Annotated in this window: 28 protein-coding genes; 13 read left to right on the top strand and 15 right to left on the bottom strand. The window is 67.6% G+C overall.

Annotated elements, in window-relative coordinates; translation table 11 throughout:
• Positions 1 to 12: 12 nt before the first annotated feature.
• Positions 13 to 1,095 (top strand): ABC transporter ATP-binding protein, encoded by a 1,083-nt coding sequence (locus ACFORO_RS36885; protein WP_377869680.1) that lies wholly within the window; start codon positions 13 to 15, stop codon positions 1,093 to 1,095.
• 111 nt (positions 1,096 to 1,206) lie between these two features.
• A complete protein-coding gene (locus ACFORO_RS36880) occupies positions 1,207 to 1,776 on the top strand; it encodes a DUF3995 domain-containing protein (protein ID WP_377869679.1) in 570 nt (189 codons plus the stop codon).
• 30 nt (positions 1,777 to 1,806) lie between these two features.
• Here the strand turns inward: ACFORO_RS36880 and ACFORO_RS36875 are convergent, their stop codons facing one another.
• A complete protein-coding gene (locus ACFORO_RS36875) occupies positions 1,807 to 2,406 on the bottom strand; it encodes a TetR/AcrR family transcriptional regulator (RefSeq protein WP_377869678.1) in 600 nt (199 codons plus the stop codon).
• A gap of 51 nt (positions 2,407 to 2,457) precedes the next feature.
• Between ACFORO_RS36875 and ACFORO_RS36870 the strand changes: the two genes are divergently transcribed.
• Positions 2,458 to 3,261 (top strand): class I SAM-dependent methyltransferase, encoded by an 804-nt coding sequence (locus ACFORO_RS36870; protein WP_377869677.1) that lies wholly within the window; start codon positions 2,458 to 2,460, stop codon positions 3,259 to 3,261.
• A 174-nt stretch (positions 3,262 to 3,435) separates the two neighbouring features.
• On the opposite strand, the gene ACFORO_RS36865 is transcribed toward ACFORO_RS36870, so the two are convergent.
• The 3 genes from ACFORO_RS36865 to ACFORO_RS36855 are packed head-to-tail and all read right to left on the bottom strand — an operon-like array spanning position 3,436 to position 6,113.
• The gene (locus ACFORO_RS36865) at positions 3,436 to 3,630 is read right to left on the bottom strand and encodes a ferredoxin (protein WP_116201635.1); all 195 of its coding nucleotides are present in this window, start codon (positions 3,628 to 3,630) and stop codon (positions 3,436 to 3,438) included.
• 40 nt (positions 3,631 to 3,670) lie between these two features.
• Positions 3,671 to 4,876, bottom strand: coding sequence for a cytochrome P450 (locus tag ACFORO_RS36860; protein ID WP_377869676.1), 1,206 nt, complete (start codon positions 4,874 to 4,876; stop codon positions 3,671 to 3,673).
• Between the two features lie 10 nt (positions 4,877 to 4,886).
• Positions 4,887 to 6,113, bottom strand: a complete 1,227-nt coding sequence (locus ACFORO_RS36855; protein ID WP_377869675.1) for a cytochrome P450 — start codon at positions 6,111 to 6,113, stop codon at positions 4,887 to 4,889.
• A 205-nt stretch (positions 6,114 to 6,318) separates the two neighbouring features.
• On the opposite strand from ACFORO_RS36855, the gene ACFORO_RS36850 reads away from it, so the two are divergent.
• Both ACFORO_RS36850 and ACFORO_RS36845 read left to right on the top strand, forming a co-directional pair.
• Positions 6,319 to 6,951 (top strand): TetR/AcrR family transcriptional regulator, encoded by a 633-nt coding sequence (locus ACFORO_RS36850; RefSeq protein ID WP_377869674.1) that lies wholly within the window; start codon positions 6,319 to 6,321, stop codon positions 6,949 to 6,951.
• Positions 6,952 to 6,997: 46 nt separating this feature from the next.
• Entirely contained in the window at positions 6,998 to 7,636 is a 639-nt protein-coding gene (locus ACFORO_RS36845; protein WP_377869672.1) for a DUF4232 domain-containing protein, read from the top strand.
• 12 nt (positions 7,637 to 7,648) lie between these two features.
• Here ACFORO_RS36845 and ACFORO_RS36840 read toward each other — a convergent pair whose 3' ends face one another.
• From ACFORO_RS36840 to ACFORO_RS36795, 10 genes are all read right to left on the bottom strand, one after another.
• Positions 7,649 to 8,497, bottom strand: coding sequence for a helix-turn-helix domain-containing protein (locus ACFORO_RS36840; protein WP_354742299.1), 849 nt, complete (start codon positions 8,495 to 8,497; stop codon positions 7,649 to 7,651).
• A 140-nt stretch (positions 8,498 to 8,637) separates the two neighbouring features.
• Positions 8,638 to 8,877 (bottom strand): hypothetical protein, encoded by a 240-nt coding sequence (locus tag ACFORO_RS36835; protein WP_377869671.1) that lies wholly within the window; start codon positions 8,875 to 8,877, stop codon positions 8,638 to 8,640.
• Positions 8,878 to 9,016: 139 nt separating this feature from the next.
• Entirely contained in the window at positions 9,017 to 9,769 is a 753-nt protein-coding gene (locus tag ACFORO_RS36830; RefSeq protein ID WP_377869670.1) for an ESX secretion-associated protein EspG, read from the bottom strand.
• Positions 9,770 to 9,784: 15 nt separating this feature from the next.
• Positions 9,785 to 11,128, bottom strand: a complete 1,344-nt coding sequence (locus ACFORO_RS36825; protein WP_377869669.1) for a hypothetical protein — start codon at positions 11,126 to 11,128, stop codon at positions 9,785 to 9,787.
• Positions 11,128 to 11,757, bottom strand: a complete 630-nt coding sequence (locus ACFORO_RS36820; protein WP_377869668.1) for a DUF3558 domain-containing protein — start codon at positions 11,755 to 11,757, stop codon at positions 11,128 to 11,130. Before ACFORO_RS36820 ends, ACFORO_RS36825 begins: the two co-directional genes overlap by 1 nt.
• On the bottom strand, positions 11,754 to 12,191 hold the full coding sequence (locus tag ACFORO_RS36815; RefSeq protein WP_377896725.1) for a hypothetical protein: 438 nt from the start codon (positions 12,189 to 12,191) through the stop codon (positions 11,754 to 11,756). Before ACFORO_RS36815 ends, ACFORO_RS36820 begins: the two co-directional genes overlap by 4 nt.
• A gap of 362 nt (positions 12,192 to 12,553) precedes the next feature.
• Positions 12,554 to 13,420: an aldehyde dehydrogenase family protein gene (locus ACFORO_RS36810; RefSeq protein WP_377869666.1), complete on the bottom strand. Its 867-nt coding sequence runs from the start codon at positions 13,418 to 13,420 to the stop codon at positions 12,554 to 12,556.
• Complete coding sequence (locus ACFORO_RS36805; protein ID WP_377869665.1) at positions 13,413 to 14,846, bottom strand: aldehyde dehydrogenase family protein; 1,434 nt, start codon at positions 14,844 to 14,846, stop codon at positions 13,413 to 13,415. Before ACFORO_RS36805 ends, ACFORO_RS36810 begins: the two co-directional genes overlap by 8 nt.
• Position 14,847: 1 nt before the next feature.
• Positions 14,848 to 15,822 carry a deoxyribose-phosphate aldolase gene (deoC, locus tag ACFORO_RS36800; RefSeq protein ID WP_354742283.1) on the bottom strand — a complete coding sequence of 325 codons (975 nt, stop codon included), beginning with the start codon at positions 15,820 to 15,822 and terminating at the stop codon, positions 14,848 to 14,850.
• A gap of 136 nt (positions 15,823 to 15,958) precedes the next feature.
• The gene (locus ACFORO_RS36795) at positions 15,959 to 16,591 is read right to left on the bottom strand and encodes a DUF1707 SHOCT-like domain-containing protein (RefSeq protein WP_377869701.1); all 633 of its coding nucleotides are present in this window, start codon (positions 16,589 to 16,591) and stop codon (positions 15,959 to 15,961) included.
• Between the two features lie 105 nt (positions 16,592 to 16,696).
• Between ACFORO_RS36795 and ACFORO_RS36790 the strand changes: the two genes are divergently transcribed.
• Positions 16,697 to 17,140: a protein-tyrosine phosphatase family protein gene (locus ACFORO_RS36790; RefSeq protein WP_377869664.1), complete on the top strand. Its 444-nt coding sequence runs from the start codon at positions 16,697 to 16,699 to the stop codon at positions 17,138 to 17,140.
• Between the two features lie 452 nt (positions 17,141 to 17,592).
• Positions 17,593 to 18,216 carry a uracil phosphoribosyltransferase gene (gene upp, locus ACFORO_RS36785; protein WP_116205731.1) on the top strand — a complete coding sequence of 208 codons (624 nt, stop codon included), beginning with the start codon at positions 17,593 to 17,595 and terminating at the stop codon, positions 18,214 to 18,216.
• Here the strand turns inward: upp and ACFORO_RS36780 are convergent.
• Positions 18,209 to 18,799, bottom strand: a complete 591-nt coding sequence (locus tag ACFORO_RS36780; protein WP_377869663.1) for a TetR/AcrR family transcriptional regulator — start codon at positions 18,797 to 18,799, stop codon at positions 18,209 to 18,211. The two genes, upp and ACFORO_RS36780, sit on opposite strands and share 8 nt — an antisense overlap.
• Positions 18,800 to 18,893: 94 nt before the next feature.
• On the opposite strand from ACFORO_RS36780, the gene ACFORO_RS36775 reads away from it, so the two are divergent.
• The 6 genes from ACFORO_RS36775 (at position 18,894) to ACFORO_RS36750 (ending at position 25,630) form a co-directional block, all read left to right on the top strand.
• A complete protein-coding gene (locus tag ACFORO_RS36775; protein ID WP_354739482.1) occupies positions 18,894 to 19,295 on the top strand; it encodes a MerR family transcriptional regulator in 402 nt (133 codons plus the stop codon).
• Entirely contained in the window at positions 19,292 to 20,272 is a 981-nt protein-coding gene (locus ACFORO_RS36770) for an aldo/keto reductase (protein WP_377869662.1), read from the top strand. Before ACFORO_RS36775 ends, ACFORO_RS36770 begins: the two co-directional genes overlap by 4 nt.
• 199 nt (positions 20,273 to 20,471) lie before the next feature.
• Positions 20,472 to 22,016 carry an NAD(P)-binding domain-containing protein gene (locus ACFORO_RS36765; protein WP_377869661.1) on the top strand — a complete coding sequence of 515 codons (1,545 nt, stop codon included), beginning with the start codon at positions 20,472 to 20,474 and terminating at the stop codon, positions 22,014 to 22,016.
• Between the two features lies 1 nt (position 22,017).
• Positions 22,018 to 23,043 carry an alpha-hydroxy acid oxidase gene (locus ACFORO_RS36760; RefSeq protein WP_377869660.1) on the top strand — a complete coding sequence of 342 codons (1,026 nt, stop codon included), beginning with the start codon at positions 22,018 to 22,020 and terminating at the stop codon, positions 23,041 to 23,043.
• Positions 23,040 to 24,362 (top strand): cytochrome P450, encoded by a 1,323-nt coding sequence (locus ACFORO_RS36755; protein WP_377869659.1) that lies wholly within the window; start codon positions 23,040 to 23,042, stop codon positions 24,360 to 24,362. The genes ACFORO_RS36760 and ACFORO_RS36755 overlap by 4 nt, the downstream gene beginning before the upstream one ends.
• Positions 24,359 to 25,630 (top strand): cation:proton antiporter, encoded by a 1,272-nt coding sequence (locus ACFORO_RS36750; protein ID WP_377869658.1) that lies wholly within the window; start codon positions 24,359 to 24,361, stop codon positions 25,628 to 25,630. The genes ACFORO_RS36755 and ACFORO_RS36750 overlap by 4 nt, the downstream gene beginning before the upstream one ends.
• Positions 25,631 to 25,652: the final 22 nt, after the last annotated feature.

Genomic DNA, 25,652 nt, shown 5'->3' with positions numbered 1-25,652 from the left:
GGGAGAACGCAGATGTCCGCTGAAGTGATCTACGACAAGGCGTCGCGCGTCTATCCCGGCAACCCGGGCGTCCGCGCGGTCGACCAGTTGAGCCTCGAAGTGCCGGACGGCGAATTTCTCGTGCTCGTCGGCCCGTCCGGCTCGGGCAAGTCCACCGCGCTGCGGATGCTCGCCGGGCTGGAGGACGTCAACGAGGGCGCCATCCGGATCGGCGACCGCGACGTCACCGACCTGCCGCCGAAGGACCGCGACATCGCGATGGTGTTCCAGTCCTACGCGCTGTACCCGCACATGACGGTCGCCGACAACATGGGTTTCGCGTTGAAATTGCGCGGTTTCTCGGCGGCTGACATCAAGAAGCGCGTCGACGAGGCCGCCGCGATGCTCGACCTGTCCCGTTTCCTCGACCGCAAGCCGAAGGCGTTGTCCGGCGGGCAGCGGCAGCGGGTCGCGATGGGCCGGGCGATCGTGCGCGAGCCGAGCGTGTTCCTGATGGACGAGCCACTGTCCAATTTGGACGCGAAATTGCGCGTCGAAACCCGCGCCAACATCGCGAAACTGCAGCAACGGCTCGGCACGACGACCATCTACGTGACGCACGACCAGGTCGAGGCCATGACGATGGGCGACCGGGTGGCCGTGCTGAAGGACGGCGTGCTGCAGCAATGCGCCGCGCCGCGGTCGCTGTACGAGAAACCGGAGAATTCGTTCGTGGCCGGGTTCATCGGGTCGCCGGCGATGAACCTGGCGACGCTGCCGCTGTCTGACGGCGGCGTGCAGCTGGGCGACCTGGTGGTGCCGCTGCCCACCGAGGTGCGGACCGCGGCCGCGGGACTGTCGGAGATCGTGTTCGGGATCCGGCCGGAGTCGCTGCGCCTGGTCGGCGAGGCGGACGAGGGCTTCGAGCTGGTGGTGGAGCTCGTCGAGGAACTGGGCGCGGACGCGTACCTGCACGGCAAGGTCGGCGACGACCGGTTCGTGGTCCGGGTCGACGGGCGGACGCCGCCGCGGATCGGCGACAACGTCCGGGTCGCGTTGCGCGGCGAGGGCGAGACGCACGCGTTCGACCCGAAGACGACGCTGCGGCTGGGCTGAACGGAAGTGCCGGTGCTGGCTCTATCCGGCACCGGCACTTCGCTCTCACGGGGGAGACGCTTCCCTCTCGCGCCCGATCCTTTCGGCCGCCCGCCAGACGACGCTTGACGCATGTCGTCGAAGCAAGCCGAGTTGACCCAATGGCCGGGCTACGCCGCCGCGGCCTGGGGAGTGTTGTTCGCGATCCCCAGCTTCGTCTGGGCGACCGGCACCACCTTCGGCGCAACCTCGACGGTATCGCCGTCGCTGGTCAAACTCGCGCAGGACCGGGTGCCGTGGTTTGTGGCCGTCCTGGTGATCACCGGTCTGCTCAAGGTCTTCGGTGCCGTGATCGGCATCAGCCTGACTCAATCGCGTGGCCGGTGGCTAAGCCGCACGATGGTGTTCTGCGGTGCTGGCGCGGCGATCCTGCTGACCTGGCACGGCGGGCTGTTCGTCGTGCAGGGCGTGCTGGTCAAGACCGGAGCTGTCGCCGTCGATCCGGCGTTGTCCGACCTGGTCGGCTGGTACCTCTATCTGTGGGGGCCGTGGTTCATCGCTGGCGGTCTCGCGTTCGTCGCGACTGTCGCGCTGTACCTGCGGCACCACGATGACCGACGCACGTTGACGCGCTACGGAGTGGCGGGCGCGCTGGGTGCGTTGGCCGTGTCGGTGGCCGCGGTGGCCACTGGCATCGGGTGAACTGGGGGTCGTGAGTGTTGATCCCGGATTCTAACCGGGATCAACACTCACGAGCACTCCGGCGAGGACGGTAGCCGCCATCTGCCGCACCGCTTCCTCGGTCGGCGGCTCCCCGGTGCGATCGGCGAAGAGCAGATGGCCAGCCCCGATGAGCGTCGGAGCGAGCGTCTTTACGTCCGATTCCGGAGCGAGCCGACCGAGATCTCGTTCCGCGGCAAGGTAATCCGCGAGCACGTTCGCCGCGTCGGTGGCCAGCGGAATCCCCGGGCCGGGCCGCGCGGCCCGGAGCCGGTGCCGCAGTTCGTCGCGGAAGGTGATCAGGGCGACGATCGACACCGCGACCGACGAGAAGACTTCGGTGAGCACCTCGGCCACTGTCTCGACCAGGTCGCCGGTTCCGGCCCGCAGGTCGTCCGCGCGGGCTTCGAGGCGATGGATCCGGTCGAGCACCAGCGCGGCGAGGAAAGCGTCGAAATCCTCGAAATGCCGGTGCAGCACGCCCTTCGCGCAATCCGCCTCTGCGGTGACGGCGCGGCTGGTGAGGCCGCTGGGGCCCTCGCGCAGCAAAACCCGTTCTGCGGCGTCGAAAAGCTGGGCGCGGACGTCGCGGAGATGGATCCCGGTGGGCACCTCGAAGGTCCTTCCTGGCCATAGTGGGCGCTTGCCCACTATGGTGGGCACATGCCCACTTTACCCCGTCCCGAACCCCATCAGCACCGGACTATGGCGGAGTCGTTCGGCGTCGATCCCGAGCGCTACGACCGGGCTCGCCCGCGTTACCCGGACGAACTGGTGACCGCCCTCCTCGAAGCGAGCCCGGGGAAGGAAATTCTCAACGTCGGCTGCGGAACCGGCATCGAGGGGCGGCAATTTCGCGCCCACGGCGCCGCGGTGCTCGGCGTGGAGCCGGACGAGCGGATGGCGGAGTTCGCCCGGCGCGGTTTCCCGGCCGAGGTCGCGAAATTCGAGGATTGGGACCCGGCGGGGCGGACGTTCGACGCCCTCGTGTCCGGGCAGGCATGGCACTGGGTCGACCCGGTCGCGGGAGCCGCGAAGGCCGCGCGGGTGCTCCGTCCGGGCGGCCGGTTCGCCGCGTTCTGGCACGTCTTCATGCCGCCGGCAGAAATTTCGCACGCACTGGCGGACGCGTTGCGCCGGGCGATGCCGGATTCGCCGTTCAGCGGCAACTACCTGAAAAGCCCCGGCCCGGACGCCTATCAGCCGATGCTCGACAAAGCCGCGGCCGGTTTGGCCGAGACCGGCGCGTTCGCGGAAGCGGAGAACTGGCGCTACGACTGGACGCAGGACTACAGCCGCGACGAGTGGCTGGATCTGCTCGCCACCCAGGGCGGCGTCACCGTGGCGACGCCGGAGCAGCGTGACCAGGTGCTGGCCGAGGTCGCCACGGCGATCGACGCGCGCGGCGGCCACCTGACGACGAATTACTCGACCGCCGTGGTGACCGCCGTGCGTCTCGCGTCGTGAGTGTTTATGCCGGTTAGAGCGGACACGGTGCTGGCTGCTTACGGTGAGGAGCGCCCCAATGTGGCATTGGGTGCGTCGGATGCACCCAATGTGGCGTTCGGTGCGTTGAGCGCACCCAATGTGGCATTGGGTGCGCAAGACCGCGCAACCCGAACCCGCAGAGCGCCACGAGGGTCACTCCTCCAGCGAAAGCGCCTGGCTCGGGCAGATGTTCACGGCCTCGCGCGCCTTCTCGATCAGTTCGCCGTCCGGAGTGTCGTTGAGGACGATGACCGTGCCGTCGTCCTCGCTCTGGTCGAACAGCGCGGGCTCGGTGAGCACGCACTGGCCGGCGCCGACGCACTTGCCGGTGTCCGCGATGATCTTCATGATGGCCTCTTCCTGGCTTGTGGTGGGAGCACTCTGATCTCTACCAGGTCACCGGCAACTGGTACAGGCCAAAGATCGTCGCGTCCTTCTTCACCGGCAGCTCGGCGGCCGGGAGCGTGCACGTGAGCGTCGGGACGCGGCGGAACAGCGTGTCGAACACGATCTGCAGTTCCATCCGCGCGAGGTTCTGCCCGAGGCACTGGTGCGGCCCGAACCCGAACGCGACGTGGTGGCGCGCGCCGCGTTCGAGGTCGAGCTTTTCCGGGCTCTCGAACACCTCCGGGTCCCAGTTCGCGGCGTAGCCCAGCACGAGCACGCCCTCGCCGGCCTTGATCGTGACGCCGCCGATCTCCACGTCCTCGGTCGCGACCCGCGCGGTCGCGCCTTCGACGATCGTGAAGTAGCGAAGGAGTTCCTCGACCGCGAGGAGCGTCTTGCCGGGGTCGGCCTCGATCGTCGCGCGCTGCCCGGGGTTCTCCAGCAGCCCGATGGTGCCGAGCGAAATCATGTTCGCGGTGGTCTCGTGCCCGGCGACCAGCAGCAGGAAGGCCAGCCCGATCATCGCGTCGTGGTCGTAAGTGCCTTCCTCGCGGCGCTTGACGATCTGCCTGCCGAGCAGGTCGTCGGTCGGGTCCTTCTCCTTCGCCGCGACGAGTCCGCTGAGGTATCCGCGCAGTTCCTCGGACGCCTTCTTGCGATCCTCGACGCTGGTGCTGCGGCGGATGAGCGCCATGGTGCGTTCTTGGAAGTAGTCGTGATCGCCGTACGGGACGCCGAGCAGCTCGCAGATCACCAGCGACGGCACCGGCAGCGACAGCTTTTCCACCAGGTCCGCCGGTTTCGGGCCGGCGAGCAGGTCGTCGATGAGGCCGTCGACGATTTCCTGGATCCGCGGCCGCATCGCTTCGACCCGCTTGACGGTGAACTCGCCGAGCACCTCCCGGCGGGCCTCGCCGTGCTCGGGCGCGTCCATCCCGATCATGGCTTTCTGCTTGACGTTGGTGAGGATCGCGGCCCCGCCCTCGGCCAGGAACGGGAAGTTGGGCAGGAACCGGTCGGAGGAGAACCGGCGGTCGCCGAGGATCTGCCGGGCTTCCTCGTGCCGCACGGCCACCCAGGCTTCCTTGCCGCCGGGGATCTGCACGCGCTGGAGCGCGCTTTCCTCGCGCATCCGGACGTACTGCTCCGGCTGGGAGAACGGGCAGGTGCGGGCGACCGGCATGCGGAGTTCTTCAGTGGCAGTCATCGTTTCCCCTTCACCAGGTCACCGGGAGGCAGTAGAGCCCGAAGACGCCGGAGTCGTGTTTGAACGGCAACTGGTCGACCGGCGCGGCGAGACGCAGCGTCGGGATGCGGCGGAAGAGCGTGTCGAACACGATCTGCAGTTCCATCCGCGCGAGGTTCTGGCCGAGGCATTGGTGCGCGCCGAAGCCGAACGCGACGTGGTGCCTGCCGCCGCGGGTGATGTCGAGCTGTTCGGGCTCGGGGAAGACGTCGGGGTCGAAGTTGGCCGCGTAGCTCAGGCCGAGCACGCCTTCTCCGGCTTTGATGGTAACGCCCGCGATGTCGACGTCCTCGAGAGCGACGCGAGTGGTGGCGAATTCCGCGATGGTGAAGTAGCGCAGCAATTCCTCGACGGCGTCGAGGGTTTTGCCCGGATCCTCCTTGATCGCGGCGAGCGCGTCCGGGTTCTCGAGCAACGCGACGGTGCCGAGCGAAATCATGTTCGCGGTGGTCTCGTGCCCGGCGAGGAGCAGCAGGAAGGCCATCGACACGAGGTCGTCGCGGTCGTAGGAGCCCTCCTCGCGCTTCTTCGCGATCTGGCGGCTGAGCAGATCGTCCGCCGGTGCGGTTTCCTTCGCGGAGATCAAGTTGGACAGATACTTCTGCATTTCTTCGACCGAGGCGCTGCGTTCTTCGCCGCTCACTTCCCGGTTGAGGAGCCGTGAGCTGTGCTTCTGGAAGAACTCGTGGTCGGAGTACGGGACGCCGAGTTGTTCGCAGATCACCAGCGACGGCACCGGAAGCGAGAGCGCGGACACCAGGTCGGCGGGCTTGTCGCCGGCCAGCATCGCGTCGAGGTGCTGGTCCACGATCTCCTGGATGCGCGGCTGCAAAGCCTTCATCCGCTTGACGGTGAACTCGCCGACGACGGCGCGTCGCGCCGGGCCGTGGTCCGGCGCGTCCATCCCGATCAGCGAAGGACGCAGTGTCGGGCGGCGCTGCTGGCCGTCCTTGAACAGGATCGGGAAGCCGGGGTTGAAGCGGTCCGAGCTGAATCGCGGGTCGTTCAGCATCGCCCGCAGGTCCTCGTGCCGGTGGAGCACCCAGGCGTGCTGGCCGGTTCGTTCGAGTTCGACGTAGTGCGCGCGAGCGTCGCGGAACCGGTCGTAGCCCGGCGGCGGCGCGAACGGGCAGGTCCGTTTCATCGGGAAAGCGGCCTGTTCCGGCTGGATGCGGCTGGGCTGGGCGACTTCGGTCATCAGAACCCCCTGTGGTGGGTTTGCCCCGTTACGGAATGAATGTGGAGGATTACATTCCGGTTCACTGCCCAAGGTACCGAAGTGGAGGATCGCCGTCCACTAGCAACGGGGTGACAATTGCTGTCCGGCCCGGCTCGCCGGCACGTTTGCGCAGTTGGCCGGGCATGCGAGAATGCGCGCCAACCGGAAGAGGGAAGGCCGGGTTATGAGTGCAGACCCCGAGACGCCGCTGCGGGCGGACGCGCAGCGCAACCGCGACCAGATCATCGCCGCGGCTCGCGTCATCTTCGCCAGTCATGGTCCCGAGGTCCCGATGGAGGAGATCGCGCGCGCGGCCGGAGTCGGCGTGGGCACCCTCTACCGGCGCTTCCCGGACCGCGACGCGCTGATCCGCGCGGTGGCGGTGGACAACTTCGCGGGCGTGCTGGACAACGCCAAACGGCTGTCGGTGGAGGCTCCGTCCGCGTGGGAAGCGTTGGTGCAGTTGCTGTACCACGGCGCGGAACTCCAGCTGTCGATGCAGCTGGCGATGCTTTCGCAGCGGGCGCACGAAATTCTCAAGGACGATCCCGAGGTGGCGCACCTGCGCGAAGCGGTGCTGCTCGAGGTCGACGACCTGGTGGTCCGGGCGCAGGCCGAGGGGGCGCTGCGGAAGGACGTGGGCGCGGGCGACGTCGCGGTGGTGTTCGCGCGCATCGTGCGGCAGCTGCCCGCGCACCGGCTGAAGACGCCGGAACTAGCGACCGCTCGCAGCATCGCGATCATGATCGACGGCCTGCGCGCCGGTCCGGTCACCCCGTTGCCGGGGCGGCCGCTCGGCAAAGACGACTTGATCTGACCCTCTCTTCGGACGCGGCGGGCGGTCCGGGGTTGCTCCGATAGGGGTGATCACACAACGGGCCATCGGGATCCGGCCGGGGACGTCTTATCTCGTGAAAGCCGGTGCGGAGCCGCCGGAAAACGCGAGAGGGGACGAGATCATGAAGAACATCCGCCGCATTGCCATCGCCGTCGCTGTCGCCGGGGGCGCTGCCGCGGCCTTCGCCGGGACGGCCGCCGCCACGACCGCGAGCACGGACTCGTCGGCGCTTCCGTGCACGGCGAACCAGTTCAGCACCAAGCTCGTCTACGGCGGGGCCGGCGCGGGCCAGCGCCAGGCGGCGCTGCAGTTCACCGCGAACGAGGGCGAGCGGTGCGTCCTGTCCGGCCGGGCCGACGTCAACCTGGTCGGCGCGCACGACGTCCTGGTCAACAACGAGGCGCCGGCCGACGCGCCGCCGGTGCTGATCGCGAACGGTTCGTCGGCGTACGCGCCGCTGCACTGGACCGCGATCGGCGGCGAGGACGAGCAGCAGACGCCGAACGCGGTGACCATGACCGCTCCGGCCGACTCCAACCCGCACGGGGACCCGATCGACCCGAACGTGACGGTGGACTGGACCTTCGGCGCGGTGGACGCCAGCGCGGACAGCCACACCGTCGACGTCGGTGCGCTGACCGCCGGTGAAGCGCCTGCCGCGTAAGGATTTCCTGGCTTAGCTCGGCGGTGTTGCGCGGGTGAGGGAATCGAGGACCCGCAGCAGCACCGCCCGGGCGGCGTCGCCCTCGGCCGCGACTGTCCACAGTAGATCCGCGACCTCGTGGTACGGGTCGGCGTCGCTCGCGATGTGCTCGCCCTCCGGGGTTTCGACCATCGCGACGTCGTCGACGACCCAGAAGTCCGCGGTGACCGGGTAGGGCAGGACGACGTCCGCGGGGATGATGCCGAAGCGGATGTTCGGGGTGCCGAGCAGCGCGAGCAGCTTGTGCGCCTGCGCGATCATCACCTCGTGTGGCGCGTTCGGGTAGCGCAGCGCGGCTTCCGAGGTGAGCAATTCGATGGTCCGGCCGGGTTCGTAGAGGATCTGCTGGCGCTGCATCCGCGCCCGGACCGCCTCGGTGATGTCCTGGCCGCCGCCGTGGATCCGGGCGTGGGCGAGCAGCGTGTGCCGCGCGTACTCTGGAGTTTGCAGTAATCCGGAGACAATTCGGAGGTCGACCGCGCGAATTCGTAGCGCGCGGGCCTCTCTGGCAATGGATTCCTCTTGTCTAGCCCGGTGCCCGTCGCGGACCTTGTCTTTCCAGCTGGCGTGCGCGTCGCGGACCCCGACAAGCTGCTCCCGCAGCTGTTCGGCCAGCTCCGGCGGCCCGCCGACGGCGGCGATCCAGGCATCGAGGTCGTCGTCGCCGACGGTCTGTCTGCCGTTCTCGATTTTGCTGACCTTTGGCGCGTTCCAGCCGATGGCCTTGGCGAAATCCTTCCCGGTCTCGTAGCCCGCGTCGACCCGGAGCCGGCGCAGGCGGTCGCCAAGCTCTGCCCGGCGTTTCTCGAAACTGGTAGGCACTCGCCCTCGCTATCGCATGCGGAATTCCTCGAACCCGATGGCATCTTCCCACACCTGGGGTCGAGTTTCGAGAAATCCTGGGCGGCTAGTGCGTCTGAATCGCCGAGTTGCCCTTGCCTCGCCTGCGCCGGTCGTCGTACTCAGGCTTCCTGCGGGAAGAACCTGAGCAGGCCGACGGGGATTTCGACGGCCGTCTCGGTGTCCGGCATGCCGCGTTCGTGCAGTTGCCGCAGCGCCTGCTCGTCGGTGACCCGGTAGCCCTGGACGACGAACGTGCCGCGATTGGTGCGATAAGCGTTGGGGCAGTTGCCGCCCGCGCTGGTGGTGCCGAGGAACTCGAGGGCGAGTGCTTCTTCGGGCTGAGCGGGACGCAGGGTCATGCGGAGTCCTCCTGACGTGCTGGCGGCGCCTGAACCGGACACGGGGCGTCGAAATTTCCCCAATGGCTCATGTTGGCAGAGAATTTCGCGAAAGGATAGAGGCGTGGCGCGAAATGTTGCCGCCTCGTTGATCCTTCGCTCAGCCGAGTTCGGCGAGCGTCAGCGCCAGCGCGTCGACGAGATGCGAGCGGGTGCCGGAGTAGACGTTGATCTGCAGTCCGCCGGCACCGTCCGGGCTGACGAAACTCAACACGCGCCCGCGTCCGGTGAGGTCGATCGCGGACAGCGGGGTGCTGTGCGTCCGGCTTCCGTCCTGCCCGCGGACAGCGACGTGCATCAGGTGCACCGCGTCGCGCCGGGCCCGCATCAGATGCCGCAATTCGTCCGCGCTGGCCGAGGATTCGGCGAGGGGATCGGCGGATGCGCTGTCGTAGTAGTCCTTGGGCACCTTGAGCGGCCGGAGCTTCGCCGGGTCGCAGCAGGGGAGCAGATCGACCAGGCTGCCGCCAATGTCGCGCGGTGAAACGGGTTCGAGCTGCACGGACCGGTTGTCCGTCACGAGCCGCACGGCCTCTCGTCCCGCTGCCGCAACGAGAATCGCGCCGTTGTCCCCGCGCCGATTGCCGAAATCGCTCCAGGAATACACCTCGCGCCGGGCCTCGGCGAGGAGTTCGAGAGTGTCGCGCAGCCGCGGACTGGGCGCGCCGCTCGCCGCGAGCCCGAACCTCGACAGGAGTCCGTACGACTGGACCCGGAGCTTCTCGGAGAACTCGTCGGTCATGAACATCGGCGCGTGCTCGACGACGACCGGCGGTTCGCCGAGTTTCTCGTGGCCCCACAAGGCGAGAAACGCCAACCGCGGCATCCGGACCGGTCTCTCGAGGATCGGCATCGTCGGCGATCTCCCTTAGCCGCCGATAGTCGGTGGCGTAGGAGGCAAGCCAGTGCGGGGGTCCACGGTGCGTTCGCCGTCGTCGTCGACGAGGGAGAAGGCGGCGTCGGTGTCCAGGCCGTATTTGCGGTGGTGTTCTTGGGAGTCTTGGTCTTTGTCTTTGCCGCGGGTCGGGTTTACTCCGCCTGCGCCTGGGGCGCCTCGGGATCCGGGCGTGCCGCGCGGTGTGGTGTTTCCTGGGCGCGCTTCTTCTCTTGTCCCGGTTCCGCTGCCGATGCCTGGCCGGGGCGAGCCGCCGGTTCGGCCGCGGGGTTCGCCGGCGCGGTTGCCTTCCCCGTCTGCTCGTCCGGCGACGTAGCCGCCGATATTGCTTGCGTTTCCGCGTCCGCCTTGCACGGGAATCGATGACCAGGTGGCGCTGCCGCTGCTTGGTCCAGTGCTGTCGGGCATTGCAGAGGGCAGGCCCCAGTGCCTGGTTTCCGTCGAATGCGATGACGGCGGTGCCCACCCGGAAGTCTCTGTCTGGATGTCACTGCTTCCTAGCTGAGATGCCGTACGTGGCCGGGCCATTTGGTCGGGCTCGCGCGTTACGTCAGGTCTGGGAGCTCCATCAGAACTGTGCGCTGGTGAAGGCGTGCCAGGAGACGGGGGCGATTCGTCGGGAGGGGCGCCGGCTCCTTTGTGTCGCGGGCCCGTACCTGGGTGCTTCTCGGGCGGAGCCTGGCCGGGATCGGGGCCAGTCGCGATGTCCTGCCCATCGAAGCTGTCGAGCCGACCGTAGTCGGTTTGCAGATTCTGGCCGTTAGCACCGGAATGCTGCACATAGGCCTGGTAGCGATCGACATTGTGCTGCGCTAGCGCGTTGTAGTCGCTGATCTCCCTCTCTGTGTTGGTCTCCCAGGGAGAGATCCGGTCGAAGAAGTTCAGATGAGGCGGGACGGGTGGCATCTGCTCCAAGGAAGATTTCATCGCATCGAATCCGTGCGCGATGTCGGTCAAATTGAAGCCGTTGGCATCGTAGATCGCCGCGGACACGGTCGTTGTCTCAGCGAATCGACGGATCCGAGCCTTCGCCGCATCCGCACCCCTGCCGGTCCAGGCAGACTCCAATCCTGTGCTCACCCGGGAGAGCAAATCGCTGGCCTCGTTGTGCTGACTGGAGAGGGCTTTCGCCTGTTCCGCTCCGCCGTGCCAACTGGCCGTGCCCGGGCCCGTCAGGATTTTCTGGACCAGTTCGGGTGCGGGCAGCGCTTCTGGGCCAGAGTCCCCATGCCAGAGTGTTGAGGCGAACTTGCCAAGGTCGTCGACGCGATCGCCGATCCAGTGACCAGCATCATCGATCATCTCGAAGAAACCCATCAGGAGCCTGCCCGTTGCCACAGGTTGGCGGCAACGATTCCGGCAGCTTGCGCGGCGACCCCGCAGGGATCGACCTTTCCGGCTTTGCTTTCGCCGAGGGTGATCGTCACATCGACAGACAAGTCGTCTGAAGTCCCAAAGCTGACCTGGCACGTACTGTTGAGTCCAATACCCTCGAAATCGGAGAAGGCGACCGCTGGGAGTCCTTGAATCGGAGGGAGCGGTCGCCAGACCTTCGCTTTCGGTTGGCTGTTCTGATAGACGGCGCTGAGCCCCTGATGATCCTCGGTGACGTACCCCACGCGCACGGCAGCTCCGGAGTCGATGTTGTGCCAATCGCAGGTCGGGCCGAGTCTTGCCTCAATGCGCGGTTTACCAGGGGGTGTCGTGGTGATGATGCGACCCACTTGTGTTTCGGTCAGGGCGGTCCGGCAGGGATCTCCCGACAGGGCCGACGCGGGCAACGGGTGCTCGACTTTGGGTGCTCCGCTGTGTGGCAGTGCGCTGGAGGTTGATGGCGCGGGGTGAGCTGCGCCGGTGGGGGCGGGTGCCGGGCCTCTGGAACAAGCTGTGGCGAGGACGGCGAACCCGATCGCAGCGATCGGGGCTAGGGCATGACGGGGAGTCATCCTGCGAGTCCTGTTACGTTCTTGCCCGACGCGGCGTTTTTCACGGAATCAGCAGCTGATTCTTCGGAATTCTCAGTAGTCCTGAGTGCTTCTTCCAGTCTTAGTACCAATTCGTTGGAGTAAGCATGCAGGTGTTGCACGTTCGCAATGCCAGCTCCGAATGCTCCGGTCGCGGGCTCGTTGCCGAGCAGCTTCGCCTGGTAGGCGTTACTCGCAACATCGTCTGCGGGAGCGGTGAGCCGAAGCAAGGACAGGGCAGCTGCGCGCATGTCGCCGAACTGCTTGCGGGCCTGCTTGGCCAGTTTGAGCATGCTGCGGGCGTCGTCGCGGCTTATGGTGAAGCCGGGGCCCGGCGGTGTTCCGGTGCCGTCGGTGATGGTGATGGTGAAGTCCGGCAACCAGTTTCTACCTGCGTTCGCGGCAGGCTGGTCCATGTCCTCGCCCTCCCCAAGACACGGCGGACATTTCGCGCAACGGTCGGTTCGGTGCCTCGCGGCGGTATTCACCGTAACCGACGGAGCACGGTAAGTCGTGGGGGTGCGGCGCATTCGCAGGAAATCGGCAAGGGATTCGCGCAATTGGGCGAATGTGACTGTTCGAAAGGAATACGGCTGCGGAAATCTTTGTGCGGAAAAGCGACGTTGTGGCTTGTCGGGCACAGGGCGGTTCACTCTACTCCTTCTTGGTTGGCCGCCCAACCTAAGGAAAGCCTGCCCGACGCGCAATTTTTCGAGCTTCCGCAGACAAAACCGCCGTTCCGGGTTAACCGGAACGGCGGTCTGGGTGAACTCGAATGTCAGACGCCCATCGGGTGCCAGACGGTCTTTGCTTCCAGGTACCGCCGAATGCGGGACAGGTCTGGCTCCGCGGTCCAGTCCGGTTCGGTGTCGGGGACGGACAGGACTCGCTTCACCGTCCCGGCGGCTTCTTGGGCCAGGGTGACTCGGTCGGCGGGGGTGGCGCCGGTCGGGTCCAGGGCGTTGACGTCGCCGTGGGAGGCCAGCCAGGGGCCCAGTTCCGCGGCTCGGCCGGTGAGGATGTTGGCGGTGCCGCCGGGGACGTCGGAGGTGGCCAGGACCTCGGACAGGGTGATGGCGGGCAGGGGGCGGTCCGCGCTGGAGACCAGGACCGCGGTCGAGCCGGTGGCCAGGACTGGGGCCAGGACCGTGACCAGGCCGAGCAAGGACGACTCTTGCGGGGCCAGGACTCCGACAACTCCGGTGGGTTCGGGGGTGGTGAAGGAGAAGTACGGGCCGGCTACCGGGTTGGCGGCGCCAAGGACTGACGCGATCTTGTCGGTCCAGCCCGCGTACCAGACCCAGCGGTCGATGGCGGCGTCCACAATGGACTCGGCCTTCTTCACGGCGACGCCTTCGCAGGCGGCTACCTCGGCGGCGAACTGGGCGCGGCGGCCTTCCATGACCTCGGCGACGCGGTACAGGACCTGGCCGCGGTTGTATGCAGTTGCCGACGACCAACCCGGGAACGCCTTGCGGGCTGCCGACACCGCGTCGCGCAGGTCTTTGCGCGATGCGTGGGCCGCGTTGGCCAGGAAGGAGCCCTTGGAATCGGTGACGGGGTAGACCCGGCCCGATTCCGAGCGGGGGAATTTTCCGCCGATATAGAGTTTGTAGGTCTTCGCCACCGAAATTCGGTCAGACATTGAGGTAGGCCTCCAAACCGGTGCGTCCGCCTTCGCGGCCGAAACCGGACTCCTGGTAGCCGCCGAACGGCGCGGCGGGGTCGAAGCGGTTGAACGTGTTGGCCCAGACAACGCCTGCCCGGAGCTGGTTCGCCATCCACAGAATGCGCGAACCCTTCTCGGTCCAGATGCCCGCGGACAGCCCGTACGGCGTGTTGTTCGCCTTCGCCACAGCCTCTTCCGGGGTGCGGAAGGTGAGGACCGACAGCACGGGGCCGAAGATTTCCTCCCGCGCGATGCGCATCGACTGGTGGACTTCGGAGAACACCGTCGGCGCGAAGAAGAAACCGCGGTCGGGCACCGGGCACGGGCTGGTCCAGCGTTGCGCGCCTTCGGCGTCGCCGGATTCGACCAGGCCGCGGATCTTCGCCAGCTGCTCGGCCGAGTTGATGGCGCCGAGGTCGGTGTTCTTGTCCAGCGGGTCGCCGAGGCGCAGCGTCGAGACCCGGTAGCGGAGTTTCTCCAGCACCTCTTCGGCTACCGACTCCTGCACCAGCAGTCGCGAGCCCGCGCAGCAGACGTGGCCCTGGTTGAAGAAGATCCCGTTGACGATCCCCTCCACCGCCTGGTCCAGCGGGGCGTCGTCGAACACCACGTTCGCCGCCTTGCCGCCGAGTTCCAGGGTCAGCTTCTTTCGGGTGCCCGCGACGGTGCGCTGGATCAGCTTGCCGACCTCGGTGGAGCCGGTGAACGCGATCTTGTCGACGTCCGGGTGCTCCACAATGGACGCTCCGATGTCGCCGGCGCCGGGCAGGATGTTCACCACGCCCGGCGGCAGCTCCGCCTGCTGGCAGATCTCGGCGAACACCAGCGCGCTCAGCGGGGTGGTCTCGGCAGGCTTGAGCACCACGGTGTTGCCGGTGGCCAGCGCCGGCGCGATCTTCCACGCCAGCATCAGCAGCGGGAAGTTCCACGGGATCACCTGGCCCGCGACGCCGAGCGGTTTCGGGTCCGGGCCGTAGCCCGCGTAGCCGAGCTTGTCCGCCCAGCCCGCGTGGTAGAAGAAATGCGCGGCCGCGGTGGGCACGTCGGAATCGCGCGATTCCTTGATCGGCTTCCCGTTGTCCAGCGTTTCCAGCACCGCCAGCTCGCGCGAGCGTTCCTGGATCAGCCGGGCGATGCGGAACAGGTACTTCGCCCGTTCGGTGCCGGGCATTTTCGACCAGACCGACGTGTACGCCTTGCGCGCGGCCTTCACCGCGGTGTCCACATCGGACGCTGACGCGGTGCCGACCTCGGCGAGGATCTCCTCGGTGGCCGGGTTGATCGTCTTGAGCGGCTCGCCGGAGCCGTCGACGAATTCGCCGTTGATGAACGGCTTGTAATGCTCTTTCAGATTGGCCAGAGCGCGCGATTCCGGCGCGGGCGCGTATTCGAAGATGCCCATGTCAGTCCACCGTCACGTAGTCAGGGCCGCTGTAGTGGCCGTCCACCTGGGTGCGCCGCTGCAGCAGCAGGTCGTTGAGCAGGCTCGACGCGCCGAACCGGAACAGATCCGGCGTGAGCCACTGCTCGCCCGCGACCTCGTGCACGGCGACGAGGTACTTGATCGCGTCCTTCGTCGTCCGGATCCCGCCCGCGGGCTTGACGCCGCGCAGTTCGCCGGTGCGCTCGTGCCAGTCGTGCACCGCCTGCAGCATCACGTGCGTGACCGGCAGCGTCGCGGCGGGCGACACCTTGCCGGTGGACGTCTTGATGAAGTCCCCGCCCGCCAGCAGCGCTAGCCAGGACGCGCGGCGCACGTTGTCGTACGTCGCCAGCTCGCCCGTTTCCAGGATCACCTTCAGGTGCGCCGAGCCGCAGGCCTCTTTCACGGCGCGGATCTCGTTGAACACCTCCAGGTAGCGGCCTTCGAGGAAGGCGCCGCGGTCGATCACCATGTCGACCTCGTCCGCGCCGGCTTCGACGGCCATCCGGGTGTCGGCCAGCTTGACCTCGCGGCTCGTGCGGCCCGCCGGGAAGCCGGTCGCGACGCTCGCCACCCGCACCCCGCTGCCCGCGAGCGCTTCGACGGCCGTCTCCACCAGGTCCGGGTACACGCACACGGCCGCGACGCGCGGGCAGTCCTGCCGCTCGGGGTCCGGCCGCATCGCCTTGGCGGCGAGGCCGCGGACCTTGCCGCGCGTGTCGGCTCCCTCGAGCGTGGTCAGGTCGACCATCGACACCGCGGTGTCGATCGCCCACCGCTTGGCTTCCTTCTTGATGCTCCGGGTCGCGAGCCCCGCCGCGCGCTGCTCGACGCCGACCTGGTCGACACCGGGCAACCCGTGCAGGAACCGCCGCAGGCTCGCTTCGTCGCGAGTGACGTCCGTCAGCGGCGACGGGGTTTCCGGCGCCGCTGCCGGGCTGGTGGTAGCTGTCATACCGCTGAGTGTAGGTGCGCGACAGCAGGCGCCGGAGCGCTCACCGGAATCTGTGGACAGCTGGTCACGGGCTCGCGGTTGTCCACAGCCGCGAGCCGGGAGCGGTGGTTTTTGTCGGTGCTGTGTGCAGTCGGGTTCAGGACTCGATCCGCGGCGCGTTCATGTCCTTGGCCGGCTTGCGGTAGACCACGACGCCGCCCCAGAAGCCGAGGCCGTTGATCGTCACGGTCGGGGCGGTCGGCGGGGCGGGCGGCGCGCCGGACTTGTCCTCCAGCATGAACGCGCCCATGAAGCCGATGCCGGTGACGTTCACGTTGATGTCGTCGGGCACCGTGATCTCGATCCCGCCCATGATCGCGACGGCGGTGATCGTGCAGGACTTCTCGGCGAACCGGGCGCTGCGCAGGTCGATCTCGGCACCGCCCCAGAACGCGAAAGTCGTGTGCTGCTGCGGCAGGACCCAGCTGCCCTTGCGCACGGCCCCGGACATCACGCCGATTGACACGGCGGAACCCGGATGCCCGCCGACGCGGTTGTCCGGCAGCCCGAGCGCGCGCGAGGGGGCGGGCTGCAGCGCGGCCGAAGCGGTGGTGGCGACCGCGGCGCTGCCGGGCAGGTCCGCCGTCACCGGTTTCAGATCGGCGAACGTTTTCGCGGAGTAGACGCTGGAGAGCCGCTCCTCCAGTTCGTTGATCGTGATGCGGCCTTCGGACAGCGCCTGGTGCAGTACCTGCGCGACCTGCTCCCGATCGGCGTCCGACACTCGCATCTGGTCCGGGCCCGGCGTGGCTGGGTCTTCACTCACCTGGGGCAGCCTAGTCCTGTCGGGTCTGGCTTGGGTCCGTCGAACGGTGGATAGGGGGATCATGGCGTGATGGATTCTGCGTTGGTGGGGACCTTGGTGCTTCCGGACGGGGCTGTCGTGCGGGCCCGGGGGCTGGGGAAGCCGAAGCCGGAGGGGCCGGAGCCGGAGTTCGGGTTGTATCTGGGGTCTCGGCGGATGCGGGCCAAGTACGACCCGTCGTTGGGGTGGGAGCGGCGGTGGGTGCTTTGGCCGGACTTTCTGCTGCCGAGGGATCGGGAGGGGGCTCGGCGGGAGATTCTGGGGTTGCATGAGCGGGCGGTTGCTGGGGAGGCCGTGGAGGTGGCTTGTCTTGGTGGGGTTGGGCGTAGTGGGACTGTGTTGGCTTGTTTGGTGACGATTGGTGGGGCGGGGGCTGACGAAGCCGTCGCTTGGGTTCGGGAGAACCATCACGCTCGGGCAGTGGAGACGCCTTGGCAGCGGCGGTGGGTTCGGTGGTTTGCTGAGTCTCGGTAGGGGGCGGCTCGTCGCCTGGCGGCGACATTGCGCCCGGTGGTTGCGTGGGGCACCCCGAAGGTTGATTGTGCTGACGGTCTGGGGGTGCTTGTCAAGGCGGGAAAGATGCCTTGACAAGCACCCCCGAACCGCAGGGAGGCTTCGTATCGGGGTGCGGGGGAGGGGCTGGGTGCCTCGAACGTTGGGTGCATCGGCTGCGGTTTGGTGGTTGGGGCTAGCGCCCCAATGTGGCATTGGGTGCGTCAGATGCACCGAACGCCGCATTGGGTGCGTGGGACGCACCCAATGCCACATTGGGGCGCATCTCGGAGGGGTTCGCGCGGGTCGGAGGTACGTGAGGGGAACCCTGAGGGAATCAGAGTTCCTGAAGGTGGCCCTCACGGACGTAATCGGGCCCACGAACGCGCGGGGAATGAGTGGCGTCCCTGAACTGGGCGGCTAAGTTGTGCGGCATGGATGTGCACGTCGTCGATCACCCGCTGGCCAAGGCTCGTCTCTCGACCATGCGGGACGCTCGGACGGACAGTGCCGCGTTCCGGGCCGCGTTGCATGAGTTGACTGTCATGCTCGTTTATGAAGCCACGCGGGATGCGCCGGTGCGTACTGAGCGGATTCATACCCCGGTCGCGCGGACCGACGCGTATCGGCTGGCCAGTCCGCCGTTGCTGGTGCCTGTCTTGCGGGCTGGGCTGGGGATGGCTGACCAGGCGCACAAGCTGATCCCGGACGCGCAGATGGGGTTCGTCGGGCTCGCTCGGGACGAGGAGACGCTCAAGCCGACTCCCTACCTCGAGTCGCTGCCCGAATCTCTCGCGGATCGGCCGGTGCTGGTGCTTGATCCGATGCTCGCGACTGGTGGGTCGATGGAGTACACGATTCGGCTGCTGACCGATCGTGGGGCTACTGACGTCACCGCGATCTGTGCGCTTGCCGCGCCGGAGGGGCTCGCGCATCTTGAGCAGACTGGGCTGCCGGTTCGGGTGGTCACCTCGAGCATTGACGAGCGGCTCAACGACTCTGGGTTCATCGTGCCGGGGCTGGGGGACGCGGGGGATCGGCAGTACGGGGCTAGGTAAGCCAGCCGGAAGCGTTGGCGTGCAAGGCCTTTTCATACGCGTCGGAGACGCTGAAGCCGGCTGGCAGGCGGCCGGACAGTTCCAGGGACACCAGGCCGTGCACGAAACCCCACAGGCTGACTGTGATCAGTTCCGGCGCGACGTCCTGGAACTGGCCGGACGACACCGCGGCGCGGACGACTCCGGTCAAGGGGGCGAGGGTTGACTGGGCGACCTCGTCGGCTTCGGCGTTCGGTTCGAAGCCGGGGACGGAGCGGCTGAACATGATCGCGTACAGGTGCGGGTCGGCCAGGGCGCTTTCGCGGTAGGCGATGCCCAGGCGCACGAGGTCGGGTACTGGCTCGCCAGTGAGGGGGACCGTCGCGAGGCGGGCGCCGAAGCGGCGGAAGCCTTCTGCGTACAGGGCGTTCACCAGGTCCGGTTTGCTGCCGAACAGCGAGTACACCGCGGTGGTCGACGTGCCGGAGTCGGCGGCCAGTTTTCGCAAGGACAGCGCCTTGGGGCCGTCCGCGGAGATCAGTTCGCCTGCCCGGTCCAGGAGCTTCAGCCGGAGGGATTCGTCGTGGGTACGGGGGCGAGGCATGTACCCAGCGTAACGCAACAACGTTATAAAACGCGACCGTGACCGTCGTTGAAGATTTGACCTGGAGTGCACTCCAGGTCGTACTGTCGAGCGCATGAGCTACTCGATAGCGGAAGCCGCACGACGTAGCGGCCTGTCGATCGACACCCTCCGGTACTACGAACGGATCAAGCTTCTCGAACCGCCCGCTCGCGATTCGGCGGGGCGGCGCGCCTACTCCGACGAGGACCTGAACTGGCTCGGCTTCCTCACGAAGCTGCGGCTCACCGGGATGCCGATCAAGAGCATGCGCGAGTACGCCTCGCTGCGCAGGCACGGGGTGGCCAGCGCCGGACGGCGCAAGGCGATCCTCGTGGAGCAGCGGCAGTCGGTCGCCGACCGGATCGCCGAGCTGCAGGGTTGCCTCGACATCCTGGACTACAAGATCGCCAACTACGAGCAGGTCGAGCGCAAGGCCTTCGGCGTCGCGCCCGAAATGGAGGGAATTTCCGCGTGATCGGTACGAGGAAGCTCGGCGCACTGGAGGTCGGCGCACAGGGGCTCGGCTGCATGGGGATGAGCTCGGCCTACGGCGTGCGCGACAACGACGGCGAGTCCGTCGCCACGGTGCACCGGGCGCTGGAACTGGGGGTGACCCTGCTCGACACGGCCAACGTGTACGGCGCGGGGGAGAACGAGAAGCTCGTCGGCAAGGCCATCGCGGACCGTCGCGACCAGGTGGTTCTCGCGACCAAGTTCGGCATCGTGCACACCGACGCGGGCATGACCGCGCGCGGTGACGCCGCGTATGTGAAGCAGTGCTGCGACGAGTCGCTGCAGCGGCTCGGGATCGACCACATCGACCTCTACTACCAGCACCGCGTCGACCCGAACGTCCCGATCGAGGAGACCTGGGGAGCGCTTGCCGAGCTGGTCGAGGCCGGGAAGATCCGCTACGCCGGGATTTCCGAGGCGGGCGCGGAGACGATCCGCCGGGCGCACGCGGTGCATCCGGTGACCGCGTTGCAGAGCGAGTGGTCGCTGTGGACGCGCGGGATCGAGGACGAAATTCTCGGTACTTGCCGGGAGCTGGGGATCGGAATCGTGCCGTTCTCGCCGCTGGGCCGCGGGTTCCTGACCGGCGCGGTCACGTCGGTGCAGGAGCTGCCCGAGGGCGACATGCGCCGCGGCCTGCCGCGGTTCGCCGAGGACAACCTCGCGCGCAACATGGCGATCGTCGAGGCGCTGCGTGCGCTGGCCGCGGACAAGGGCGTCACGGCGGGGCAGCTGGCGCTCGCCTGGGTGCAGGCCAAGGGGGCCGACGTCGTGCCGATCCCGGGCACGAAGCGGCGGAAGTACCTGGAAGAGAACGTCGGCGCGGCCGAGCTGGAACTGTCCGAAGAGGACATCGCGGCGATCGAGAAGGCCGCTCCGGCCGAGGCGGTCGCGGGTGCGCGGTACCCGGAGGCGCTCGCGCGCGTCACCGGCAAGTAGCGGTCGAGCCGAACGCCCCAATGCCACATTGGGTGCATCTGACGCACCCAATGTGGCGTTCGGTGCGTCGCACGCACCCAATGCCGCATTGGGGTAGCGGCGCCGGTGTCCCAGGGACCGGGTACGTTCTGAGGGATTTCTGAGATCTTCCGACCACTCTGATCGCCGTCAGATCAAGGCGACGCGGGAGGTCGGTGTCATGGCGGACGTGCTGGACTACCTGGTGGTCGGAGCCGGGCCGGCGGGATTGCAGCTCGGGCGGCAGCTGGGCGGGGCCGGGCGAAGCTACCTGGTCCTGGAGCGCGGGTCCGTGCCCGCCGCGTTCTTCACGCGATTTCCCCGGCACCGCACGCTCATCTCGGTCAACAAGAAATACACCGGATGGACCGACCCCGAGCTGAACCTGCGGGTCGACTGGAACTCGCTGCTCGACGACGGGCCGGACCCGCTGGTCTTCACCGACTACAGCGCCGAGATGTTCCCTCCGGCGGAAGCATTTCTCAGCTACACCGCCGATTACGCGGCGAAACACGACGTCAAAATCCGGTATGACACCGAGGTTGCGCGAATTTCGCGCGCGGACGACGTCTTCACGGTCACCGCCGGCGACGGGGAGAAGTTCCGCGCGCGGCGGCTGATCATGGCAACCGGCGTGACCAAGCCGTATGTCCCGGACGTGCCGGGCATGGAGCTGGTCGACCAGTACGCCGATTACGACACCGATCCGGAGCAATTCATCAACCAGCGCGTTCTCGTGCTGGGCAAGGGAAACTCCGCATTTGAGACGGCCGACAGCATCAACGCCTTCGCCGCGGTGCTGCACGTCGCCGGCCCGCGACCGGTCAAGCTCGCGTGGCGTACGCACTTCGTCGGACACCTGCGCGCGTTCAACGCGGGCGTGCTCGACATGTATCAACTCAAGCTGCAGCACGCGATCCTCGACGGCGACGTCCGCGAGATCACCAAGGACGACGACGGCTATCACGTCAAATTCGCCTTCGCGCGTGCCAATGAACTGGTCAAGGAGATCCGGTACGACCGGGTCATCGCCGCGACGGGGTTCCGGTTCGATGCCTCGATGTTCGACGAGGGTTGCCGCCCGGAGATGGCGATCAACGACCGGTTCCCGGCGCAGACCTCGTCGTGGGAATCGGTGAACGTGCCGGGACTCTATTTCGCCGGGACGATCACTCAGGCCCGCGACTTCAAGAAGGCCACCAGCGCGTTCATTCACGGCTACCGCTACGGCGTGCGCGCGCTTTCCAAGGTGCTCGACGAGCGTTACCACGACACCGAATGGCCGAGCACGGCGGTGGCCAATAAAACCCCCGAACTCGTCGACGCGGTCATTCAGCGAATCAACCGTACTTCCGCGCTGTACCAGCAGTTCGGCTTCCTCGCCGACGTCCTCGTGGTCGACGGCGACCAGGCCCGCTACTACGAGGAAGTCCCGGTCGACCGGTTCAAGGACACCGCACTGGGGGAGAGCGCCAACGCGTTCGTGATCACCCTCGACTACGGGCCGGACCACGACAAGATCGATCCGTTCGACTTCACCGTCACCCGCGCGAGCCAGGACGTCGCGAACGATTCCGGCGAGGGGCATTACCTGCATCCGATCGTCCGGCATTACCAGGGCGGCGAATTGGTCGCGACCCATCACGTCACCGAGAACCTCGAAAACGAGTGGAATCGCCCGGTGCACGTGGACGCGTTGACTGCCTTCTTCACCAAGCAGCTCTGACATGCGCACGATCGCGGAGCTGGAAGCCATCGCACGCGAACGGATGGAACCAGCGCACTACGACTATTACGCCGGTGGAGCGGGCGAGGAAGCCACCTTGCGCGCCAACGAAGAAGAATTCCGCCGCCGGGTGCTGGTGCCGCGTGCACTGCGCGGAGTCGGCAAACGCGACCTGACGGTGGAAGTCTCCGGGTCGACGATGTCGATGCCGATTTTGGTTTGTCCGACGGCATTCCACCGTCTCGCACACTCCGACGGAGAACTCGCGACCGCGCAAGCAACTGCGGAAGCGGGCACCGTCTTCGTGTGCAGCATGGCCTCGACGACGGCCGTCGAGGACGTCGCCAAGGTCGCCGACGTGTTCTGGTTCCAGCTATATCCCCAATCAGACCGGGAGTTCACCGAAGCGGTCATCAGCCGGGCGGAGAACGCGAGCGCGCGGGCATTGGTGGTGACGGTCGATTCCGCGGTGCACGGACGGCGGGAACGCGACCACCGTCACGCATTCCACGATCTCCCTCCGGGGCTGGCCGCCGAGAACATGCGCGACGCTACCGGCCGGGTGCGGGATATCGAGATGCCCGCCGACCTGACCTGGGACGATCTCGCCTGGTTGCGCGAAACCACGAAAATGCCGGTGCTGCTCAAGGGAGTGCTGCATCCGGAGGACGCCCGTCGCGCGGTGGCGGCCGGAATCGACGGGCTCGTGGTGTCCAACCACGGCGGACGGCAACTCGACGGCGCGATCTCGAGCCTGGCCGCGCTCCCCGAAATCGTGTCCGTTGTGGACGGTCAAGTGCCGTTGATCCTCGACGGCGGCGTGCGAAGCGGCGCGGACGTCGTCAAAGCGCTCGCTCTCGGCGCAGACGCGGTCGGCGTCGGCAGACCGGTGCTGTGGGGGCTCGCCGCGGCGGGTCAGGAAGGGGTCGCTGAAGTGCTGGAGCGGTTGCGCGAGGAGACGGACACCGCGCTCGGGCTTTGCGGCGCGCGGACGCCCGGCGAGCTGACAGCGGACCTGGTCCGATGAAACGGCTCGTGCTCGCCGCCGCGGCCGGGCTGGTCGCGACCAGCCCGAGGTGGCTCCCGGGCCGGGTCGTCGCGATGCGGAACCGGATCTTCACCCTGGTCAACGGGGACGAGGGCTACCAGGTGCCGGTCGAGGACTTCCGCCGGGTGTACGCCGATCCGGCAGCCGACGGACGCAGCGAGGGCGCCGCGCTGTCCGACCTGTTCTGGTACTGGCTCGCGCCCGGACCGCAGGTGCACCAGGAACATCTGGAACCGGGCCCGCGCTACGACGAGGTCGCCAAAACCACCCGGAACATCCTGGTCAAGTCCAAGGCCGAATCGCAGGCGCTGACCGAACGGGTCGCCGCGCGCGTGCTCGGCCGGATCGAAACCGGGCCGGGACGGCTGCTCCGGCTGCGCGACGAGATGATGCCGGTCTGGGCCGAGCTGTACTACGAGCTGGTGTTCGGCGAACCGTGCCCGCCGGAGGCCCGGGACCTGATCGTCGGGCACGCCGACGACGTCGTGTCCGCGCTGAAATGCGTACGCCCGCGCAACATGCGTCGCCGCGCTCGGCTGACCGCGTACCTGCGCCGCCGGCTCGACGACGTGCCGCATCCGCTGCCGTCGCGGCTCACCCGCGAGGAGCAGGTGTTCTACCTGCAAGGGACGTTCTTCAACACCGCGGTCGTGCAGATGTCCGAGGCGATGGCGCACCTGCTGATGGTGCTCGCCGAACATCCGCAGGTGCAGCGCAGGCTCGCCGAAAACCCGGACGACGACGAGTATTTCGACCGCGTGCTGGACGAATGCCTGCGCACGTACCCGCTGTTCGGCATCGCGCACCGCATCACCACCGGCGACATCGAACTGGCCGACCGGACCATCGACGCGGGCACCGTGCTGTTGTTCAGCTACCCGGAGTTCCACCACGCCGGAGTGGACCGTGCCGACGAGTTCGACCCGGTGCGCGGGGCCGGTTGCCCCGCGCACCAGCAGCGAAATTTCTTGCCGTTCGGCGTCGCGCAAAACCGGCCGTGCCCCGCGCGCGGCCTCGCCCCGGTGACGATGCGCGTGGTCACCAGGGAATTCCTGCGCCGGTTCGCCCTCACTACGAGCGCCGCGCACACCCGCTCGATTCCCAATCGCGGACCGGTTTTCGCCACCCCGCGCGGATCGCGGCGAAATCCCCGCACCGCATTGGCCTACCTGGCGGTGCGCGATCGCTGGGAAGACGTGTGGCGCAGCCTCGCGCAGCTGGTCTTCGGCACCTACATGGTGCTCGACGCGCGGCGGCTTCGGTTGTGCACCAAACACTTCCAAGGAGGAACCCGATGAGTGCCGTAGAAGCCGCACCCGCGTTTTTCCTGGCGGCCGTGGTGATCCTGGTGGCCTGCCGGGCGGTGAACGCGCTCGCCGTACGCCTCGGGCAGCCGCCCGTGGTGGGCGAGATGGTCACCGGTGTGCTGCTGGGTCCGTCGCTGCTCGGACTCCTGCTCCCGGGCGTACAGGAATGGCTGTTCCCGGACTCGGTGCGCACGCTGCTCTACCTCGGCGGCCAGATCGGGCTCGTCATCTACATGTTCGGCGCGGGCTACGAGTTTCGGCTGAGTGCGCTCAAGGAAGGGAGGAAGACCGTCGCGGCGGTTTCCGCCGCGGGCACAGTCGTGCCGCTCGCGCTCGGCGTGGGGGTGAGCGTGCTCGGCGCGAACTGGGCCGGAATCCTGAAACCCGGGGTGTCGCCGGTGGTTTCGGCGGCGTTCGTCGCAGTGGCGCTCGCGATCACCGCGTTCCCGATGATGGCCCGGATCATCACCGAACGCGGCTTGGGCAGCACCCGATTCGGCTCGCTCGCGCTGGCGTGCGGCGCTCTCGACGACGTGCTCGCCTGGATCCTGCTGGCCGTCGTTCTCGGCATGCACGCCGGCACGGCCGGTCCGATCGCGACGGCCATCGGCGGCGGCCTGCTGTTCGTGCTGCTGATCTGGCTGGTGGTCCGGCGGATCGTGGCGCGGGTGATGGACAACCCGCGGGTCCCGGTGGATCAGCGGATGCTCGTCACCGCCATGTTCCTGTTCGGTGCCGCCTGGTTCACCGACGTCATCGGCCTGTACGCGGTGTTCGGCGCGTTCATGCTCGGGCTGGTGTTCCCGCGCGGCGAAGCGGCCGACGCGGTGCTCGCGCGGATCATGCCGGTCGGCCGGGTCGTGTTCCTGCCGCTGTTCTTCACCTATTCCGGTCTCAACACGCGATTCGCGCTGCTCGCCGACCCGAAGCTGCTGATGTTCGCGCTGGTCTGCATCGCGGTCGCGGTGGTCGGCAAACTCGGCGCCTCGTGGGGCGCGGCGCGGCTGACCGGCGAACCGCAACCGGTCGCGCTGCGGATCGGCGTGCTGGTGAACGCGCGCGGACTGATGCAATTGGTGGCGTTGAACGTGGGGCTGTCCGCCGGAATCGTTTCGCCCGCGCTGTTCACCGTCCTGGTGCTCGTCGCGCTCGTCACCACGATCATGACCTCGCCGGTGCTCGGCTGGCTGGACAAACGCGACGCCCGCCGGTACGCCGACGGAGAAATGCCCGAATTTCTCCTCACCGGACGAAGCTGAACGATTGCCTACGAAAGTCGAG

Origin of the sequence: Amycolatopsis halotolerans (assembly GCF_042647905.1) — a bacterium.
In the GTDB taxonomy this organism is placed as follows: domain Bacteria; phylum Actinomycetota; class Actinomycetes; order Mycobacteriales; family Pseudonocardiaceae; genus Amycolatopsis; species Amycolatopsis halotolerans.
Note: the sequence above shows the minus strand (reverse complement) of the source record. Positions and strands in the feature narration are given on the sequence as shown.